This is a genomic window from Paludicola sp. MB14-C6 (genome assembly GCF_030908625.1).
GTDB lineage: Bacteria > Bacillota > Clostridia > Oscillospirales > Ruminococcaceae > Paludihabitans.
This window is the reverse complement of sequence record NZ_CP133133.1, coordinates 311,751-332,138: the sequence shown is the minus strand read 5'-3', so window position 1 is coordinate 332,138 and position 20,388 is coordinate 311,751. Positions and strand designations below refer to the sequence as shown.

The 20,388-nt window shown below is 30.1% G+C and carries 27 protein-coding genes; 22 read left to right on the top strand and 5 right to left on the bottom strand.

Annotated elements, in window-relative coordinates:
* The first annotated feature begins 8 nt into the window (after window positions 1–8).
* Window positions 9–1,439, top strand: a complete 1,431-nt coding sequence (gene gatB, locus RBG61_RS01505; protein ID WP_307944997.1) for an Asp-tRNA(Asn)/Glu-tRNA(Gln) amidotransferase subunit GatB — start codon at window positions 9–11, stop codon at window positions 1,437–1,439.
* 62 nt (window positions 1,440–1,501) lie between these two features.
* Window positions 1,502–2,248 carry a copper homeostasis protein CutC gene (locus RBG61_RS01500; protein WP_307944995.1) on the top strand — a complete coding sequence of 249 codons (747 nt, stop codon included), beginning with the start codon at window positions 1,502–1,504 and terminating at the stop codon, window positions 2,246–2,248.
* 90 nt (window positions 2,249–2,338) lie between these two features.
* Here RBG61_RS01500 and RBG61_RS01495 read toward each other — a convergent pair whose 3' ends face one another.
* A complete protein-coding gene (locus RBG61_RS01495; protein ID WP_307944993.1) occupies window positions 2,339–2,794 on the bottom strand; it encodes a hypothetical protein in 456 nt (151 codons plus the stop codon).
* Window positions 2,795–2,797: 3 nt separating this feature from the next.
* On the bottom strand, window positions 2,798–3,049 hold the full coding sequence (locus RBG61_RS01490) for a hypothetical protein (RefSeq protein WP_307944990.1): 252 nt from the start codon (window positions 3,047–3,049) through the stop codon (window positions 2,798–2,800).
* Between the two features lie 434 nt (window positions 3,050–3,483).
* Between RBG61_RS01490 and RBG61_RS01485 the strand changes: the two genes are divergently transcribed.
* Complete coding sequence (locus tag RBG61_RS01485) at window positions 3,484–5,169, top strand: hypothetical protein (protein WP_307944988.1); 1,686 nt, start codon at window positions 3,484–3,486, stop codon at window positions 5,167–5,169.
* 80 nt (window positions 5,170–5,249) lie between these two features.
* On the opposite strand, the gene RBG61_RS01480 is transcribed toward RBG61_RS01485, so the two are convergent.
* Together RBG61_RS01480 and RBG61_RS01475 are read right to left on the bottom strand one after the other, a co-directional pair.
* Complete coding sequence (locus RBG61_RS01480; RefSeq protein WP_307944986.1) at window positions 5,250–5,888, bottom strand: nuclease-related domain-containing protein; 639 nt, start codon at window positions 5,886–5,888, stop codon at window positions 5,250–5,252.
* A gap of 108 nt (window positions 5,889–5,996) precedes the next feature.
* A complete protein-coding gene (locus RBG61_RS01475; RefSeq protein WP_307944984.1) occupies window positions 5,997–6,188 on the bottom strand; it encodes a hypothetical protein in 192 nt (63 codons plus the stop codon).
* A gap of 408 nt (window positions 6,189–6,596) precedes the next feature.
* Between RBG61_RS01475 and RBG61_RS01470 the strand changes: the two genes are divergently transcribed.
* From RBG61_RS01470 to RBG61_RS01415, 12 genes are all read left to right on the top strand, one after another.
* Window positions 6,597–6,761, top strand: a complete 165-nt coding sequence (locus tag RBG61_RS01470; RefSeq protein WP_307944982.1) for a hypothetical protein — start codon at window positions 6,597–6,599, stop codon at window positions 6,759–6,761.
* Entirely contained in the window at window positions 6,761–6,949 is a 189-nt protein-coding gene (locus RBG61_RS01465; protein WP_307944980.1) for a hypothetical protein, read from the top strand. The genes RBG61_RS01470 and RBG61_RS01465 overlap by 1 nt, the downstream gene beginning before the upstream one ends.
* 234 nt (window positions 6,950–7,183) lie before the next feature.
* Complete coding sequence (locus RBG61_RS01460) at window positions 7,184–7,435, top strand: hypothetical protein (protein ID WP_307944978.1); 252 nt, start codon at window positions 7,184–7,186, stop codon at window positions 7,433–7,435.
* Between the two features lie 54 nt (window positions 7,436–7,489).
* Window positions 7,490–7,669: a hypothetical protein gene (locus RBG61_RS01455; protein WP_307944975.1), complete on the top strand. Its 180-nt coding sequence runs from the start codon at window positions 7,490–7,492 to the stop codon at window positions 7,667–7,669.
* A 64-nt stretch (window positions 7,670–7,733) separates the two neighbouring features.
* Entirely contained in the window at window positions 7,734–9,143 is a 1,410-nt protein-coding gene (locus RBG61_RS01450) for a hypothetical protein (RefSeq protein WP_307944972.1), read from the top strand.
* Window positions 9,144–9,296: 153 nt separating this feature from the next.
* Complete coding sequence (locus RBG61_RS01445) at window positions 9,297–9,443, top strand: hypothetical protein (protein WP_307944970.1); 147 nt, start codon at window positions 9,297–9,299, stop codon at window positions 9,441–9,443.
* 7 nt (window positions 9,444–9,450) lie between these two features.
* Complete coding sequence (locus tag RBG61_RS01440; RefSeq protein WP_307944967.1) at window positions 9,451–9,627, top strand: hypothetical protein; 177 nt, start codon at window positions 9,451–9,453, stop codon at window positions 9,625–9,627.
* Complete coding sequence (locus RBG61_RS01435; RefSeq protein ID WP_307944965.1) at window positions 9,627–10,442, top strand: zonular occludens toxin domain-containing protein; 816 nt, start codon at window positions 9,627–9,629, stop codon at window positions 10,440–10,442. Before RBG61_RS01440 ends, RBG61_RS01435 begins: the two co-directional genes overlap by 1 nt.
* Window positions 10,443–10,538: 96 nt before the next feature.
* Window positions 10,539–11,669, top strand: a complete 1,131-nt coding sequence (locus RBG61_RS01430) for a replication initiation factor domain-containing protein (RefSeq protein ID WP_307944962.1) — start codon at window positions 10,539–10,541, stop codon at window positions 11,667–11,669.
* Window positions 11,670–11,684: 15 nt separating this feature from the next.
* Window positions 11,685–12,092 (top strand): hypothetical protein, encoded by a 408-nt coding sequence (locus RBG61_RS01425; RefSeq protein ID WP_307944937.1) that lies wholly within the window; start codon window positions 11,685–11,687, stop codon window positions 12,090–12,092.
* Window positions 12,093–12,275: 183 nt separating this feature from the next.
* Window positions 12,276–12,404 carry a hypothetical protein gene (locus tag RBG61_RS01420; protein ID WP_307944959.1) on the top strand — a complete coding sequence of 43 codons (129 nt, stop codon included), beginning with the start codon at window positions 12,276–12,278 and terminating at the stop codon, window positions 12,402–12,404.
* Between the two features lie 289 nt (window positions 12,405–12,693).
* Window positions 12,694–14,460 (top strand): hypothetical protein, encoded by a 1,767-nt coding sequence (locus RBG61_RS01415; protein ID WP_307944957.1) that lies wholly within the window; start codon window positions 12,694–12,696, stop codon window positions 14,458–14,460.
* 173 nt (window positions 14,461–14,633) lie between these two features.
* On the opposite strand, the gene RBG61_RS01410 is transcribed toward RBG61_RS01415, so the two are convergent.
* A complete protein-coding gene (locus RBG61_RS01410; protein ID WP_307944955.1) occupies window positions 14,634–14,855 on the bottom strand; it encodes a helix-turn-helix domain-containing protein in 222 nt (73 codons plus the stop codon).
* A 405-nt stretch (window positions 14,856–15,260) separates the two neighbouring features.
* Here RBG61_RS01410 and RBG61_RS01405 point away from each other — a divergent pair, with 405 nt between their 5' ends.
* The 7 genes from RBG61_RS01405 (at window position 15,261) to RBG61_RS01375 (ending at window position 20,387) form a co-directional block, all read left to right on the top strand.
* Window positions 15,261–15,443, top strand: a complete 183-nt coding sequence (locus tag RBG61_RS01405; protein WP_307944952.1) for a hypothetical protein — start codon at window positions 15,261–15,263, stop codon at window positions 15,441–15,443.
* A gap of 234 nt (window positions 15,444–15,677) precedes the next feature.
* Entirely contained in the window at window positions 15,678–15,932 is a 255-nt protein-coding gene (locus RBG61_RS01400) for a hypothetical protein (RefSeq protein WP_307944950.1), read from the top strand.
* A 388-nt stretch (window positions 15,933–16,320) separates the two neighbouring features.
* A complete protein-coding gene (locus RBG61_RS01395) occupies window positions 16,321–16,500 on the top strand; it encodes a hypothetical protein (protein ID WP_307944947.1) in 180 nt (59 codons plus the stop codon).
* Window positions 16,501–16,603: 103 nt separating this feature from the next.
* Window positions 16,604–18,124, top strand: coding sequence for a hypothetical protein (locus RBG61_RS01390; RefSeq protein ID WP_307944944.1), 1,521 nt, complete (start codon window positions 16,604–16,606; stop codon window positions 18,122–18,124).
* 4 nt (window positions 18,125–18,128) lie between these two features.
* Entirely contained in the window at window positions 18,129–18,380 is a 252-nt protein-coding gene (locus tag RBG61_RS01385; RefSeq protein WP_307944942.1) for a hypothetical protein, read from the top strand.
* 12 nt (window positions 18,381–18,392) lie between these two features.
* Window positions 18,393–19,121: a zonular occludens toxin domain-containing protein gene (locus RBG61_RS01380; protein ID WP_307944940.1), complete on the top strand. Its 729-nt coding sequence runs from the start codon at window positions 18,393–18,395 to the stop codon at window positions 19,119–19,121.
* A gap of 135 nt (window positions 19,122–19,256) precedes the next feature.
* The gene (locus tag RBG61_RS01375) at window positions 19,257–20,387 is read left to right on the top strand and encodes a replication initiation factor domain-containing protein (protein ID WP_307944938.1); all 1,131 of its coding nucleotides are present in this window, start codon (window positions 19,257–19,259) and stop codon (window positions 20,385–20,387) included.
* Window position 20,388: the final 1 nt, after the last annotated feature.

Genomic DNA, 20,388 nt, shown 5'->3' with positions numbered 1-20,388 from the left:
ATTACAAAATGGAATATGAATTAGTCGTAGGTTTAGAAGTTCATGCTGAACTTTCAACCCAATCAAAAATATATTGTAGTTGTAAAAATGAATTTGGACGTGAAGTAAACACCCATTGCTGTCCTGTATGTACAGGTATGCCTGGTACACTCCCAACTTTAAATGAAAAAGTTATTGAATACGCAGTATTAATGGGACATGCATTAAATTGTAATATCCATCAAGTTTGCAAACAAGACAGAAAAAATTATTTTTATCCTGACTTACCAAAAGCGTATCAAATATCTCAATTTGATATTCCTCTATGTGAAACAGGATATGTAGACGTCCTAGTTGATGGTGAACAAAAGCGAATTGGTATTACTCGTATTCATATTGAAGAGGATGCAGGTAAATTATTGCACAATGAAAACTTTGCAGGTTCTCTTGTAGATTTTAACCGTTGCGGTGTACCATTGATTGAAATTGTTTCTGAACCAGATATTAGAAGTGCAAAGGAAGCTAAAGCTTATTTAGATACTATTAAATCAATATTGCAATACTTAAATATTTCCGACTGTAAAATGGAGGAAGGTTCTATTCGTTGTGACGTTAACGTTTCCGTTATGCCAAAAGGCTCAAATAAATTCGGTACTCGCTGTGAAATGAAGAATGTTAATACTTTTAGTGGCGCAGTTAGAGCAATAGAATATGAGGCAAAACGCCAAATTGAGTTAATTGAAGCCGGTGGAACAATCGTTCAAGAAACTCGCAAGTGGGATGACGCAAAAGGGGAGAGCATACCTTTAAGAAGCAAGGAAGATGCTCACGATTATCGATATTTTCCAGAACCTGACCTACTAACAATTGTTTTGGAAGATGAATACGTTGAAAACTTGAAAAAATCATTGCCTGAACTTCCAAATGCAAAGCATATTCGCTATGTAAAATCATATGAGCTTTCACAAAAAGATACCGGATTATTAGTAGAAAATATTGAAAAAGCAAAACTATTTGAAGATTGTATTGCCTTGAATAAATGCTCACCAAAAATTATTTGCAATTGGATTTTAGGCGATATTTCAAAATATTTGAACGAAACCAATAAAACAATTAGTGATACAAACATTACTGCGGAAAAACTAACAGAACTATTGGCGATAATAGAAAAAGGCGATATCTCTAACGCAAGCGGTAAGATTGTTTTTGAAGAAATGATTGCAACAGAGAAGATGCCTAAAGATATTGTTAAAGAAAAAGGACTCATCCAAATTTCTGATGAAAGTGAATTGGAAAAAGTAGTTCAAAATATCATTGATAATAATCAAAAGTCCATTGAAGATTACAATAATGGTAAAACGAATGCACTAGGATTCTTAGTTGGTCAATGCATGAAAGCAACTAAAGGTCAAGGAAACCCTGCTAAAATGAAAGAAATTTTATTAAAACTTATTGGTTAGAATAAAAGCTACTACTATGTTATATATCTAGTAGTAGCTTTTTATAAAGGAGTGTGTTTGGGTTGAGTAATGAAAAGTTAATTGAAATATGCTGTTGTAGTGTAGATGATGTTGTAGAAGCCGAAAAGGGTGGAGCAGATAGAGTAGAGCTTAATTCGGCATTTGAAGCTGGTGGATTGACACCAACTTTAGGAAGTTTAATAGAAGCGAAAAAACGAACAACCATTCCGATTATTACAATGATTCGGCCTAGAACAGGTGGCTTTTGTTACACTGATTTTGAATTTGATACAATGATAACTGATGCAAAGTTAATGCTTCAAAATGGAGCTGACGGTATTGCTGTAGGTATTTTAAATGAATACAAAAACATTGATTTACACCGAACAAACGTTTTAGTGGAACTTTGTAAGTCTTATAATAAAGAAATAGTATTTCATAGAGCAATTGATATAACGCCAAATTTAATTGAATCAGCTCATGAGCTTGTTTCTTTAGGTGTAAGTCGAATATTAACTTCGGGTGGAAAACAAAGATGTTTAGAAGGAATAGATACAATCAATGAGCTAATGCATACTGTTTCGAATCAAATTGAAATACTTGCTTGTGGTAGCATTCGGCCAACCAATTTAGACGAAATTATCAGTAAAACGAACTGTAACCAATTTCATATGGCGTTGATGAAGGACTTATGTGATAACACAATGAAACATTCACATATTAACTTTAATGGAACGCCAAATGAACAAATGTATAAAATGATTGATGTAGATCAAGTAAAAGCTGTGAAAAATATTGTAAATAGGTGAGTTGATCATCCTGAAAAAAAGACTAGGTACATTGCCTAGTCTTTTTTTAGAATCTATTCTATAAATAAGGGAAATATTGATATTAGCAATTTAATTAAAATGAAGATTGATATAAGCTAAAACATTTGTACCACCTGAAACGGTTTGAAGACTATGGCCAATTTCTCTATTGTGCTGAGTTACATCCGGTATAGTTGAAGATTGATACATTCTACCTGCAACATCGCTGACACCACACCAATAGCCAATTGTTGAAGAAAGTGTATTTTTTAATAAAACTTGTGCTCTGCCGTAAATAACAACTTTTACAGGTGATCCATTAGGAATTTCATTTTCATAAATTACTCCAATAGGCATACCAGTATTAGCAGGAGCAATATCAACAGCATCTGCTACTGAAACAGAAGCAATAACAATCGTACCTTTTAAACTAGATCCGCCGGTATTATTTGTTAAAACTTCATATAACCCACCTTCGGCAGTAAATCCAATTTTACTGTTTAAAGTTCTTTGATTGAATAAATCATAACTTACTAATCCACTCATATTTTACACTCCAACGATATATGGTACAGCAGCTTTTTGTTGAGGATTTAACGTAATATATATTGCTTCAGAGGTTTCTTGATTAACCCAGTCATTAAAAGCCGTACTCCAATACCAATAAGATTTTGATTGAGAAACATATGCGTAGTCGCTTAATTGGGCACTTGGATACTTAATTTTAAGCTCTGTACTTGTTTCATATAATCCTTTATACGAAATATCAAAACTTAAAGTAAATAGTTTAATTTTACTCATACTCTAACCTCCATAAAATACAAGTAACAATATTGTGAAAATAATTGAATATCGACTATCATTATAATATGTTAATTTAATTTAAATTGTGTTTTGAAATCTTTTTAAACACAAACAGAAATAGAATTGCTCTCCAACAAAAGGGTATGGTATTATATAATTATGAGTTCAACTGGTAATTAATTACTAGTAACCGCACTAAATAAATATTTTGAATATCCACCAGTAAATAAATGTAAATTATAATTACGCAATAAATAAATTGCTCTAATAACCAGAATTAGATTATTGTAATATTAAACGAATTTGAAAATTAGATATTATGTCAGGTTTTTTTGTTAAAATGTAGTTGTAATATAACTTATTTTATTGTATAATTTTGGATATGTAAGTCGATAATTAAATCGTATGTAATAAATATATGGGGTGATAAAATGAATTTATGTAATTTATATGAAAAAAGACCTTTTCAAGTAAGGAACGCTGATGAATTTGATTTAGAAAAAGTTTTAGACCTTTTTGTTGACCCTACAGATGGTTTGACAAGTCCTTTTACTTATGAAAATTCAATAATTAAAGGACAAATGGGTTCTGGAAAAACTATGTATTTGAGAGCTAATTATGCTTATTATCTCTATACTATTATTCCAAGTTTGTTAGAAGAATGTTCAATTATTCTACCGATATATATTAAGTTGAGTGATTTTCAAACATTACGTGATTGTTTAAAAATTTATAATAATATAATAATTAAAATTCTTGAAGAAATGATCAATATTTTTCAATTTTTCAAATCCTCAGAAAAACTTGCTAAGTTACATAATGGATTTAAAGATTTGTATATTGCACCTAGAAGTAGTGAATTACCAATCCTGAAAGTACTAGATAATATCAAACAAATGTCTGCTGAGGAGTATATTGAAACAGTAAATAAAACTTTTGATGTCAAGGGGAGTTTGGGGAATAATTTATTTAATGTTGTTACTGATTATGCTAACTCTACAATGACAGAAATTAAAAAAAATTGTCAACCTAAATTTACCGATATAGTTGATGCTTATAATTCGCTTTTTAAACCATATGATGTGAAACTTTTAATTTTATTTGATGAAGTTGGTTCTATTAACCGTAGTTTTTTTAAGGAGACTAATGAAAATTCCTATTTTGAATCTTTAATGAATCAATTAAGAACTTTACCTTTCGTAAGAACAAAAATAGCAATTTATCCAAATAGTCAAGAAGATGTATTGACTGAAACTCGTTATGGAGATGTGGTTGAATTAGAATGCAATGTAGAAGATGAATGTTTTGATATTTTTTTGAACCGTGTCATCGCAATAATTGAAAAATATATAAATAAAGATGAAGATACTAAATTTATTACTGAAGATTTATTTGCTATTTCTACTAGCAATATGGACGTTTTAGAGCATATTGTTTATGCTTCTAATGGAAATATGCGAAGACTAGTCCATCTTTTGGATAGTTGTTTAAATACTGCTTATAAGCATAATAAAGGTCAAACAAAAGTTAATATTGATGATGTTTTTTTAACTCTACGTGAACATGCTAAGAAAATTGAGAATTTATTTTCACCTAGTGAGAAAGAATTATTAGGAGACATAGTAAGTGTTTGTAAAAGTAGGAATGCATATAAATTTGCATTTCCAAATAAATCTGTAAGTTTAATTAAATATACTAATAAATCTGAAGAATACAATATTATTAACTTAATTGAGCAAGGAACTGGAAGAAAAAGTAGTATCTATCAATTTGATTATTCATATTGTATTTATAAAGAGATACCTACTCATTTTATTAAAAATTCCGAAAAAATTGATAAGACACGTTCTAGAAAAACAGGAGAGAGAATAAAAAAAGTTACTAAGATTACGAATGAGTTAATTGAACAGGCTGTTATTTCAGGTAAAATTGAAGGTGTTATTACGTATTTAAATACGGAAAGAACTCTTGGATTTGTAACAGCAAACAATATTGAATATTTTTTTACTAAAGATTCCATTGTTTGTTGCGATAAAACACAAAAACTTGCAAATGGGAAAACATTAAGATTTATACCTATAAATGATCAATTTGCTAAAGAAATTGAGGTTTTATAAATTAAAAATTATTAAAATATAGAAGTGCACTAAATCTATGTTTAGTTCGTGAGAAAAAATGAAAGACTAGGTAAAAATACCTAGTCTTTTTGTTTTGCCTTAATGCTTTCAATATGTTTTCTTCTTGTTTCTTTATCGAAGTAAGCTTTTTGCATTATTCTATTGTAAAATTCATCAATTTGCATTTCGTTGAGAATAGGGGGGTTGTTTTTAACAGCATACTTAATACTTCTTATTGCATTAGTTCGTTTATTAAGTATAATATTTGAATTGTATTCTACTTTTTTTAGTTCGCATCTATCACTAAAAACAATAACAGATTGAAATGTATCTATATTTAATAAGTCTGCTAATACTTTAATATGTTTCCTGTTCTGCATGATTGGATTATAAAAACTGTTTTTTCTTTTTCTTTTTAAACATTGTGTCCATTTGAATTGATTCTCTTTTCCAAATATCCAACCGCTATAATTTTTACTTTCAATAACATAGATTGCAGTTTCATGAATCATAATAATGTCAATTTCGCAACTTTCATTTTCTGTAATGAAAATAGGGTTGCGAATGATTTTTTTATATCCAGTAAGCTTTTCAAGTTGTTTTACTGTTACATACTCTCCATATGCTCCAGTAACATTCGGAGACTTAAATATCTCCTCAAGTATTTTTAAAATTAAAATAATGCCACCTAGAATCCATAGATAAGTATAACCATTCATTTTTGTCACTCCTTAATATGATAATTAAATATTATCATATTAAGAATAATATGTCAAAAAATACATGGTTATAAAATAAAGCTTACTATCTAATTAGAATAGTAAGCTTTATTTTGAGTTTAAATCTTCATCTATAAGTTTTTTGATGTAAGTATTTACCCCTATATTTAGGCTGTTTGCTTTTTCTTTTATTTCGTCATATTTTTGTATCGGTACATCTAAGGGAATTCGCTTTAGTTTTTCTTTCATGTATTTTTGTACAGCTTTTTTTTGTGCTTCTGATATAGCTATTTTAATCACTTCCTTTCTTTTGTGCATTTTATCTATATGTACATATAGATATTTGTAAATAATGCCAATTGTACTATATGTACATATAGAATATAATATAAACATACCAATAAATTACATAAGCAAAATTAGTTTATTGAGTGTAGGTATTCATACCCTTGATTATACCAAAAGGAACGCATAAATACAATGGTTTTGATGTAAATTTATGTAAATTCGTTTGAAAAGTGAATAGCCCGTAGCCGCATAACCTCTAGGCGAGTAAGTGTCAAGCTTATAAAATGTTGTTTAGTGATAAGCAGCAGTCCATTACATTGTTGTATGGATAGTGTAAATCCAATGACTCATAAGTTATGGCGGGGTAGGAAGTTATGGTTATTCACTTTCAATATATTTTAGGAAAGTAGTTGATTTGTAATGAATTATATTCCCAAACTAATTAACGGAATGTCTATTTCAGAACTTGAAACTGAAAAATCTGAAATTTACGAAAGATTATATAAATATGGTGAAATTCTTGATAAACCACGTTTATGGGATATTGATTATTCAATTTCAGTTTTAGAAAGTGGTGAATTGTAATGACATCATTATCAACTTTCAAATTGGTATCAGAAAGAGGAGTACTTAAACTGAAACGTAATGGGGTAGTGGTAGCGAGTTTCAATTCCTTACACAATGCAGTACTAGTCAAACAGATACTAGAAAAAGACGAGGAACAAACAGCATATCAAGTTCCAAAGGTGCTTGAAAAGGTTATGGGAATATAGCCCTACAACCGCAGTTGTATTAACTCGTTTTGCAAAATGATACACGGTTCATTTTGAAAACGAAAAAGCGCAAGCGTTTCTTTGTTCGCCCTGTTAATGTAATTTAGTTACTCTCCTTACTAAAATGCACTAACAGGGTAGGGGGTAGTAGTAAATTTTGTTTTTGTTAACGAATGGATAATGGCAGAAATGCTTTTATATAAACAAATTAAATGAAAGGTAGGTATTAGTAGTATGGCAAAAGTAAACTTGCTAGGTGTTAAGAAAGTTGACATTGAAAAAACAACTGACGGAGGAACAGTACACGGCGTAAAAATCTTCGTTACTGCAAAAGAACGAGGTGTTATTGGCTTAGTTCCATATAGTTTTTGGATTGACGATAAGAATAAAATTGATATGGTTGGTATCGACCTAGAAAAATTCGTTGGGAAAGAAATAGATTGCGAAATTGATTTGCGTGGCAAATTGGTTTACGTATCTGCTTAGTGTATAAACGCATTTAGTGTTTTACATAAAATTTCACGAAAGGAGTGCTATATAATGACATTGTTTACTGTAGCCGCTGTTGATTTTTCAAGTGCTATTGATTCATTTTTAGCTGTAGTTGGTAAAGCTTTTACTTTCATTACAACTAATGAATTGTGCTTAGTTTATGTTGGTGCTGGTCTTTTAGTGCTTGGAATTTGTGTTTTCAAAAAAGTTAAACGTTCCGCAAAATAATCTCCATGAATTGGGAGTGAGAGTTGCTCTCACTCCCTTTGTTTTTTTGAAAGGAAGTGTTTTCTTGAAAAAATTTAGATATATAATTTCGTTTTTAATAATTTTTATTGTGGTTTTTTGTTCTGCTCCAGTTGTTTTTGCTGAAAATACATGGTATTTCAAATATTGGACTTATGAGCAATTTGTAAAAGAACATCAAGGTTCTGATATTCCATCCAAAGATAGTTTCCCAGCTATTCACAATATGGCTCAATTACATCATGATACTTGTGATTTTAACCCTGAATGTAATAAGTATGGTAGCGATTATATAAATATAGGTTGTATTTATAATAGAAATGATGGTTTAGTAAATTTCCATAATAATTATGTTTATAAGTTTTTAGTACAACAAACTTATAAAAATGGTGAATGGGCTAAAGTTATAGTTTTTTCTGATAAAAAACTATATATCGGCTCTGATTCTATTTATGCATTTAAAGGAACAAATGTTGCTTATGGTGGTTATAACATATTAAACGGTTTAAATCATGGGGAAGAAAAAAAGTATTTTGGTATGATAAAAGAAAATGAATATGGAACGAATGATAAAAAACTTGTGTCGCTTATATCAGCTGGAAATGTTGTTCTATGCAACAATGGTCAATTTGTAGATTCTGAGGGAAATGAGTTCGACAATGATATTATAGGTGATAAATCTCCAATTGTAACAGTTATACCCGAACGTTTTGGAATGGAAATGGACTATACAAAAGAAATCAATGTTAATGACGCTTATGTTGCACTTAAAGTACAAACTTTTGAGGATTGCGTTGTTTCTGTCTTAGTCTCGGAATTATCGGATAATCAAGTTAATGGTAAACGCTCGTATCGAGCCTATACAGAAAAAGAAAATTCTAATCGTTTTATTTTCCGTCTATGTTCAAAAGACTTTTCACAAATATATAAACCAGCTAGCAACAATAAATATGATTATTTATTTTTACACAAAACTGGTGTAGAAACTTATTGTATACCGTATTCTTATTTGAATATAAAACCAAATAAACAGTACTTTTTGCATTTGTTTATTTCATCAGTGAAATTTATGGAGTCTGAAAATAGTAGTGCAAATATGCTTGACGATTTAACTTTATATAAATCCTATGCTTTTTCTTTTAAAGATGGTTCTGTTCCAACTTATACTCCACCAGAGTATGGCGATGGTGGAAGTAGTGTTGTGAATAGTAATGCTCCAACGGAAATTAAAAAGCCTGGTGCCGGATCTAATATTCTTGATTGGTTTGATTATTGGGATAGAAGTAGTAACGCATTATTTAAGGGTGTAACTAATTCTATTTCAAATGTGTATGATTCAACTAATTCTGTATTTGCTTTTATTGGTTCGGCTTTCTCGTTTTTACCTAAAGAAATATGGCTTGTTTTAACGTGTGGAATCGGAATTGCGTTAATTTTACGTATATTGGGTAGGTGATTATGTGCAAGTAATTAAACATATTATTGATAGCGTTTTAACTATTATGTCATGGCAATTCAATTTATTTGGTTTTAATATATCTCTATTGGCTGTTTTTATTGCTTCAATAATAATTGCACTCATTGCGAAATTGATTTGGGGGTTGTTCGATTGAATGAAATTGAAACAAATATATTAGCAAGTGAATCTCCATTATTGCAACCATTCGACACCTATAATCTATCAGATTCTTTATTGCTAATTGGCATTCTTTTATTGTTTTTAATATTCATAACAATTCTATTAAAAAGAAAGTAGGGTGTATATGTCTAGTATTATTGATGAATTGTTAGCAGTTATTGGTATTGATTCATTAGTTGTAACGAATTTATTAGAACTTATTCCATTACTCATTAAAGGTTCTTTTGGCTTGGTATTATTAGTTTTCGTTGTAAATCTTATTAAGGACCTACCAAGAATAATTTTACGAGGTGTTCGCTAATGTCTATCTTTGTTTATTTGGGTGTTTTCATACAGAAAATTTTCTTGCTACCTTATTTTTTATATTTCATTATTAAGGACTATATTAAATGGATATCTGTTAAGGGGTGGAAGATTTTCGAGGGCTGGGGGCTACATATCTATGTCGGTCGATTTGGTGCAGGCAAAACTTCAACTATGATTCATGACGCTTTTAATATAGCAAATAAATATCCACAAGTAACAATTCTAACTAATTTGAAATTAACAAATTTCCCTTGCCATACTCAGATATTATCTTTGCGTAGTCCCCAAGATATTTTAAACGCACCGAATAACACTCTTGTGGTAATTGATGAAATCGGAACTATATTCAATTCAAGAGATTTTGCAAAAAGTAAAGAGTCAATTCCTAAAATACTATTCCAGCATTTGTGTCAATGTCGAAAGCGTAGATTGATGATTTTTGCAACATCTCAAAAATGGAATTTTGTTGATAAGCAGTTACGTGATATTACTGCTACTGTGAGAGCCACAAAGATGTCTTTTAAGCATCCATTTAGCCGTTTAGCTACTGTGTATACATATGATGCATATGAGTATGATTTGGCATATAGTAATCCATTGTTACCGTTAACACCTTTGAATGGAACTGCATATGTTCAGACAGATTCAATACGTAATTTATATGATACCAGTGAACTCATAGAAAATATGCTTAATTCCGAATACATTTCCGATGAAGAAATACTTCAAAACCAAGGTTATGAATTGTCTACAAATGAAATAACGAAAGTCGGAAAAAAAGCATACAAGCATAGTAAAAATAGACTTTAAAATGGCTTTGGGGGTTGGGGGCTTGCCCCCCCACAAAGCCGTTACCCCCGATTCAGTAATACGGGGGTAGTAATTACAAAATAGGAGAGATAAACCGTGTATTTAATTGACTATTTTTCATTTACTATTCGATTTGAAAAAATCACTTTTGACTATGTTTTAAATCTTTTAAAACTTCAAAATTTTAAACATCTGTTTATAGATGTAGGTGCACGTGATAGATACGAACACTGCTTTAAGTTTGGGCAAATTGAAATAATGTTACCTTACGCAAAGAGGGAAGACATGGGCATATTTATCAATTTGACAGGGCAAGGCTGTCGAGAATATGAAGATTGCTTTAAGAATTTGTATGGTGATAATTTTGATTGGAAGTATCTTATAAAAAGGCTAGTAAACGAGGTTAATAATTCTCATAAAGTAAATATAACTCGTTTAGATTTAGCTTTTGACGATTTTGATGGTTTGCTAAAAATGAAGAAAATCAAGAAAAAACTTGATATGGGTGAATACGTTTCACGCTTTAAAAAGTGGAATGAGGTTCAAACAAATAAAACTCATACAAAAAAAGAATTAGTTGGTGAAACGTATTATGTTGGAACGAAACAATCTCAATGTTATTGTAAATTTTATGACAAATTATTAGAGCAAAAACTAAAAAATAAAAATGATGAATTTGTTATGAAACAACTAGAATCCATGCAACACTGGGTACGCTTTGAAATTACGTTCAAGGATAAAATAGCAATTTTTGTTTGTAATATGATTTGTTATAGCACTGATGTTAATAAGGATATACGTGAATATATAAATAGTTGTTTTCGCTTTGTCGATTTAACTAAGTCTAATATATCTCGTTGTCCTATAACAAATTTTTGGGAACAGTTTATACAGTCCGCAGATGTAAGCAAATATCGACTTATTCAAAGTAATTTACACGGCTATGATAAAACATACAAATGGTTTACATCAGCACTCGCTCCGTCATTATTTGCACTTATGAGCACATACAAGAATCGTAATGACTTTATTCGTGACATTGTTTATCATGGTGCATTTAGGTTAAACGAAAATCATAAACAAATTATGGAATTTGAAAACACTGGTATAAAATTATCGAATCAGCAGCTATGGTCTTATAACAATCCATACGAGGGCATTTATACATACGATATGGAACATAATGACGATTTAGAATTATTTGATTATAAAGGCTTTAAATATTAGAAAGGGGAAAGGGCTATGAGAATTAACATAGATAAATGTTATAAATGCCAATGTAATTCTTGTAGCCGTTTCTATTGTCAGTATCAAAACCCATGTAGTGTATGTAAGAACTTGAAAATGCGTTATAAATTTGATTGCGATTTTTACGAGAATAACAAAACTAAACCAAAAAGGTATAAATTCAAAAAATCAAATGAAAATAGGGTGGATATTTATAATGTAAAACTAGATTTAATTCTAGCACACTTAGGCTTGGAAAGTCCCAGTATTGATATACACGGCACTTGGGATATGGTTTATAAAGATACCATAATCGGACGTTTTAAGACTAAAAAGCAAGCTACTGAATACTATGAAAAAATTAAGTGCGGTTTCGGCAATCCACAACAAATTAAAATAGTAAAAAGGAGTATTGATATATGAGTAGTTCAATGAAAATCATATTTTTTATTATATATGGTGTATGTGCTTTGTTGATTAACTTTTTACAATATCACTTCGAAGCACATTTCTTAAAAAAGTGTTGTCATGGTCATTGTGATAATTCAAATTGTAAATCTTATCACAGGTGTCCTAATTCAAAAAAGGAGTAAGGAGTATTGATATATGAAATCTTATTATTTATTAGGAAAAGATTTTTATAAACCTATGAGAGTATGCCCACATTGTAAATTTAATGTAATGGCTCGGCGAGATGAAAAAAGATGTCCGAAATGTAAAAAGAAGTTTTATTAGTTTGCTCCCCAACAAAAGGGTATGGTATAATATAAATATCAGCCCAACTGTAATTAATTTACTAGTAACCGCACTAAATAAATATTTGGACTCTCAACCAGTAAATAAATGCTATTTATAGAAAAAAGAGTTATTAAATGAGTAACTCTTTTTTTAATAGTTATGTATTATAGATTACGTAAAAAAAGTGTGAATATAATAACAATATAAATACATAATATTGCATATTATTATCAGATAATATATAATAATTGTAATATTATATATTATGTTGAAATAAGGTGATATCATGAAGTATTCTTTACCAAAAAATAAAATTATTGATTTTCAAAACGATGGTATATTATACTTTGCACAACGCTTAGAAGAAATGCTATTTGATTATTCAATAGATCTGTATCGAATGCCCCTTTTAAACACACACAGCTTAATGCAAGAGTATTGTGGAATGGCTAATAAGGTTAATGCTGGAGAAGTTACAGATTTTCAAAGGAATATTATATTTGATGAGTTAATTGAATCATTTAAAAATGATATTGTAATTAAAGAATGTTGGGGATTAGATAATATTGATAGAGTTTGTAAATCCTTTGGCTCAAGTTCTCAACAAATAAAAGATCATACAATATCCTATTTATACTCTACTTTAAATAATCATCGTTATTATAGTTGGTGTGTTAAGACTATTAAAAAATATAGTTCACAACCAAAACAAAAGAAAAAGCTTGAATCTGCTATCCGATGTTTTTTGCCAGAATTAATATCTTTAGGATATGATGCCGATTATATATATAATAAAGTCAAACACTGCTTTTTTGGGAAAGAAATATTAGATATGAATTGCATGGATAATTTCTTTAATGTTTTCGACTTTAAGATGCATAAGTATAATGTGTATTTTTCGGTATCTGCAATTGCATCTCAATTTAAAGATATTTTAGAAAAACGTTTATTATTAAATTTTAATGATGATGGTAACTTTATAAGACTAAAGAAAGATAATAATAAAATTATTGTATATTTTAAGAATATTAAAGCTTTTTGTCCAAATGCGGCAGCAAAATTAGCCTATAGTCGACTTGATTTATTTTTTAGTTTTTATATGTTTGTAGGTAATAAAAGATTTTTCTCCGTTCAAAAAAAAGCAATGATTATAGAAGAAGAAAACAATCCTATATTTGTAGATGCACAAAAAGTTTTTTATAAAATAATAGAAGAGTTAGACTCTGAGAAAATAGGAGTTACATCAGATGAACTAATTAGAGGATTGCTAGTTAATGCTCAATCAGAATACGATATTCTAAGTAAATCTATTGAATTACATAATACAGCATTGGTTATACCAGACTTAAAAAGTGGTTTTCTTAATCTTTGGGCCTCTATTGAAGTATTGTGCCCTAATAGGAATTCAGGTAGTAAGTTTGATGCTGTTTTAGGAAATGTTCTTCCAATTTTAAAAAAAGATTATTTAATTTCTATAATACTAGATATTGAGAAAAATTTAGAAGATAATCTTTCAAAAACTGATTTTGATAAGGTTTTAAGTGGAGTTAGTGAAATTGGATGTAATAAAAAGAAAATTCATTATTTGCTTTTTCTTGATAAGTATAAGGAATTAAGAAGAACTATGATTGATTTATTAGTTAATTATCCTGTTTTAAGAACCAGAATAATAATGTTTAATGATATGAAATCTACTAAAGATTTAAGAGAATTAATTGATTCGTACACTAAGAGAATAACATGGCATCTTCATCGAATGTATCGTACTAGAAACTCTATTATTCATTCTGGAGAAATTCCAACTAATATTAAATATCTTGGTGAACATCTTCATTCATATGTAGATTCTACATTAACAGAATTCATAGTAAAGTTATCTGGTGATAGTATTCCTTTTAAATCTGTAGATGATATTAAGATAGATATAAAATTTGCAATTAGTAACTTTGAAAATATGTTGCAGAAAGATATACATTTTGATGAAGCTGTACTTAACACTTTAATACACCCTGAAATAGGGTATACGATGCATTGTGAATCTCATATAGGTTAATGAGATAACTTTACATTAAATGAATTGTGGTGCACTAAACCCTTGTTTAGTTCGTGAGAAAAAATGAAAGACTAGGTAAAAATACCTAGTCTTTTTGTTTTTGCCTTAATGCTTTTAATATGTTTTTGAGAGTTATAAAATAAAGCTTACTATCTAATTAGAATAGTAAGCTTTTATTTTTGGTTTATTTTTGGATTCTCTGTTCTTCCTAAAAGGTAATCAATAGAACAATCTAAATAGTCAGCGATTATTACAAGCTTTTGAGCCGTTGGATAACTTCGTCCTTTTTTCCAATCACTTATGTTACCTGTCGATATTCCAGTTTCAATTGATAATTTATTTGCATTGATATTCTTTTCTTCCAATAGTTTAAAGAAATTGTTTAAATCTACCAAATTGTACACCTCCTTTTTGTTCACTTCTACAATTCTCGTATTTACGAGAAATAACACTTGAAATGCTCGTATTTACGAGTTATAATTAAGACATACCAATAAATTACATAAGCAAAATTAGTTTATTGAGTGTAGGTATTCATACCCTTGATTATACCAAAAGGAACGCATAAATACAATGGTTTTGATGTAAATTTATGTAAATTCGTTTGAAAAGTGAATAGCCCGTAGCCGCATAACCTCTAGGCGAGTAAGTGTCAAGCTTATAAAATGTTGTTTAGTGATAAGCAGCAGTCCATTACATTGTTGTATGGATAGTGTAAATCCAATGACTCATAAGTTATGGCGGGGTAGGAAATTATGGTTATTCACTTTCAATATATTTTTGGAAAGTAGGGAAGAGTGATGGTTGATACTTTTAGACTACGTTCGGAAAATGGAGTATTGTGGCTATATCGTGATGGGGTAAAGATACATCAATTCAATTCCTTACACAATGCAGTACTAGTCAAACAGATACTAGAAAAAGACGAGGAACAAACAGCATATCAAGTTCCAAAGGTGCTTGAAAAGGTTATGGGAATATAGCCCTACAACCGCAGTTGTATTAACTCGTTTTGCAAAATGATATACGGTTCATTTTGAAAACGAAAAAGCGAAAGCGTTTCTTTGTTCGCCCTGTTAATGTAATTTAGTTACTCTCCTTACTAAAATGCACTAACAGGGTAGGGGGTAGTAGTAAATTTTGTTTTTGTTAACGAATGGATAATGGCAGAAATGCTTTTATATAAACAAAATAAATGAAAGGTAGGTATTAGTAGTATGGCAAAAGTAAACTTGCTAGGTGTTAAGAAAGTTGACATTGAAAAAACAACTGACGGAGGAACAGTACACGGCGTAAAAATCTTCGTTACTGCAAAAGAACGAGGAGTTATCGGTTTAGTTCCATATAGTTTTTGGATTGACGATAAGAATAAAATTGATATGGTCGGTATCGACCTAGAAAAATTCGTTGGGAAAGAAATAGATTGCGAAATTGATTTGCGTGGCAAATTGGTTTACGTATCTGCGGTATAAAGCTATGAATACAATTACTTTAATTGCTTGGATTGTGTTTTATATACTGGTTTCATTGTATATAGCATTTTCAGTTGTTTTGTATTTTCGTAATAAAAAAGGCAAATCAGATAAAAAGAGAGGTAAGTAGAATGGAACAAACTGCAATACTGCTAGAAGATATTAAAATAATGCTTGCTTGGGGTATTGCGTCAATGATAGCTTGCTTTGCTGTTTTGCTCATAGCGATATTTGCAAAGGGGTGGAAATAATGCAAGAAGCAGTTTTACAAGGTTTCATAACTACTTTTTTATTATTATTTGGGGTATTTTCAATTCTGTTCGTAATTGACGTAAGTATACATATATTTCGTCATTTATCAAAAATATAATATTTTGGAGGTAATCTTATGTTAACAATCGCTGGTGAAGCAAATGCAATGGTTGATTCAATGAAAGCCGCATTCCAAACTTGTGCAACTGATTCTATTGCGGCAATTGGCGCTATCGCTCCTATCGCATTGTCAATTTTCGTTTGCATATTCCTGTGGAAAAAAGGCAAACAATTTTTCTCTGCAATGGGTAAATAGTTTTTAGGGCTACATAACGTAGCCCTTTTTGCTATGTAAATTATTAAATTTGTAACACAAAGGGGTGATTTATATTAAAAAATGTCTTAGTTGTATCTGCATTATGGCTATTATCTCAGTTACTATCTTTATTGCTTATCCTCAAAAGGTGTATGCAAATCCTGCACTAGCAGAATTAGAACGGCAAGCATTCATAAATAGTATGCTTTACGGCTTTGGTATAAATCAATTACAAGGGCAGTCTTACAATAATTTTGCTTTAAATAATGATAATTTAAAAACTATAAATGTCAACGATTATTTTACTTCAAAAGAATTAGATGATATCTTTAAGACTCGTACTGACAAAGAAACAGGAAAGCTTGCTACTTCGTTTGAGGTAGGCAAAGATTATTTATACTATGTACCGCCAAAGGGTTTAATGGAAAAAATAGCTTTAATGCAATCTAAAATTAGATATGATACAGAATCTAATGCTTGGATGAAATATGATAGGGAAGTGTATCGAGGTAATTTTATAAATAAGAATGGTCGCATTGAATATGCGGGTCATGTTTTCCAGTATGATACTGTTGGTACACAATCACAATTTTTTAATCATATACAAGATACTTTTAATATTAAAACGATACGGGTTATGAATTGTAATATCATATCAGATATGTATTTTCAAAAAGTAGAACCAGGATCTAAACCAAATACATATAACCATTGGGGGGAATACCACGATTTTTATAATTATTATAGCTATACAGATAATGGAGTAACTAAAATTTTGAATTATCAGATACAATCAGGTGCTTATAATTGTGGTACTGGTCGTACAAGTCATATTTATGATGTTGAAAATAAATGTTATTTACAGGTTGGTGGAGGTTTATCGTTTACAAACGGTGTTGGTTTTTATGGTCCTGATAAAGTAAATGTTTATAATTTCAACTGGTTTATTATAGATTCAGAAGGTAAGTCATCATATGAACCAGCTCCAGTTTATTTTATGTTATTACAGCATAAGCAAACAGGACAATATTATACTTATTATACTCGTGATAAACCAGTACCGAATAAGGATGCTCCACAGTATCATTTTATAAATCCTTTACCATTAACTGCTGTTGACAATAAGGATAATGAATTAAAAGTTAAATTAGATAAGGCTTACTTAGATAATTTACTTTTAAAATTAAATAACATTGATGATTCGAAAGTTGTACCTGTTGCCGTTTCAACTACTACTGTAAAGACAAATGATGACGAACAGTCAAAGGGCGGTATTATTGCATTACCATCCAATCCCGCAAAGGTAATTGATGATACAGCGGCAAAAGAAGCAACGAATGTTAATACGGGTACTACTCCATTTAACCCCGACATACCGGATATTAACATACCATCACTTATAACTACCAAATTTCCTTTTTGTTTACCATTTGATTTGTATAATGTTTTTGCCGGTCTTGCAGTTCCGGCTAAAGCTCCAAAGTGGACATTAAAATGGCTTTCTGCTGATTTAGTATTTGATATGTCAGTATTTGATAAAGGTGCTGTTGTGATACGTTGGGCTTTTTATGTTTTGTTTTTAATTGGTTTGATAAAGGTTACTCGTTCGTTAATTAAGGGGTGATTTTATGGATATATTGCAAAATGCATGGCAAGGTTTAACTAAAATATTAAAACAGATTATAGAATGGGCTGTTATGCTATTGCCCGATAGTCCATTCAAAGTTATCGATACTAGTGTTGTTGCTGATTATTTACCTTATTTTAATTGGGTATTTCCAGTTGCTGAAATTATCGCTACAATGCAAGTTTGGTTATCTGCTATATCTATCTTTTATATTTATCAAGCATATTTGCGATTTGTAAAAGCAATAGAGTAATGGGGTGATAAATTGATTTGGTTATATAGCGGTACTCCTGGGAGCGGTAAAAGTTTGCATGCAACGAAAGATATTATTAGTAGATTAACACGTACGAAAAATAAAGATACTCAATTTGTAATATCCAATTATAATTTAAAAGTGAAATATAGTGATAAATTCTTTTATATGGATAATTCAGATATTACACCACAATTTTTAATTGATTTTGCATTAGCGTTTCATCAATTAGGCAAAGAAAATCAAAGCTTGTTAGTTATCGACGAAGCATCCATTTTATTTAACTGCCGTGATATTGGTGCTCAAAATCGAAAAGAGTGGATACAGTTTTTCCAACAACATAGGAAGCTTGGCTACAACGTTATACTTATTTGCCAATTTGATAGAATGCTAGACCGACAAATACGTTGCTTTATTGAGTATGAAGTGGTACATAGAAAGCTTAATAATGCGGGCGGATGGGGAATTATATTCACTATTTTACATATTCCAATGTTTTACACAATTGAAAAATGGTATGGTGCTAGAATTAAAACCAATCAAGGTTTTATGCCATTTAGTTTGAAAGCTTCTAAGGCATATAACACATTTGATTTATTTACGGATGCTAAAGTATTATATCAATTACAATCACAAAATGACAAGGAACTGGATGAAGCACGTGCAACTGCGGCTGAAACTGTTTCAGCTTTTGCAAAGCATTTGATATCTTTAAAGGCTCCCAACAGTTATGGGGGATGAGCGTAGCGGTGGGGGCTCCCCATGTCTGTTGGGAGCCTTAATAATAAAAAAGTTTCAAAAATGCGAGGGGTTTTCTCGCATTACCCCCGTTTCAGTAATACGGGGGTAGTAATTACAAAATAGGAGAGATAAACCGTGTTTTTAATTGACTATTTTTCATTTACTATTCGATTTGAAAAAATCACTTTTGACTATGTTTTAAATCTTTTAAAACTTCAAAATTTTAAACATCTGTTTATAGATGTAGGTGCACGTGATAGATACGAACATTGCTTTAAGTTTGGGCAAATTGAAATAATGTTACCTTACGCAAAGAGGGAAGACATGGGCATATTTATCAATTTGACAGGGCAAGGCTGTCGAGAATATGAAGATTGCTTTAAGAATTTGTATGGTGATAATTTTGATTGGAAGTATCTTATAAAAAGGTTAGTGAATGAGGTTAATAATTCTCATAAGGTAAATATAACTCGTTTAGATTTAGCTTTTGACGATTTCAATGGTTTACTTAAAATGAAACAAATTAAGCAAAAATTATTATTAGGTGAGTATGTTTCACGCTTTAAAAAATGGAATGAGGTTGAATCAAATAAAACCCATACAAAAAAAGAATGTATAGGTGAAACGTATTATGTTGGAACGAAACAATCTCAATGTTATTGTAAATTTTATGACAAATTATTAGAGCAAAAACTAAAAAATAAAAATGATGAATTTGTTATGAAACAACTAGAATCCATGCAACACTGGGTACGATTTGAAATTACATTTAAAGATAAATTGGCTATTTTAGTATGCAATATGATTTGTTATAGTACAGATATCAATAAGGATATACGTGAATATATAAATAGTTGTTTTCGCTTTGTAGATTTAACTAAGTCTAATATATCTCGTTGTCCTGTATCAGATTTTTGGGAACAGTTTATACAATCCGCTAATGTAAGCAAATACCGACTTATTCAAAGTAATTTACATGGCTATGATAAAACATACAAATGGTTTACATCAGCACTCGCTCCGTCATTATTTGCACTTATGAGCACTTACAAGAATCGTGATGATTTTATACGTGACATTATTTTTCATGGTGCATTTAGGTTAAACGAAAATCATAAACAAATTATGGAATTTGAAAACACTGGTATGAAACTATCAAATCAGCAACTATGGTCTTATAACAATCCATACGAGGGTATTTACACATACGATATGGAACATAATGACGATTTAGAATTATTTGATTATAAAGGCTTTAAATATTAGA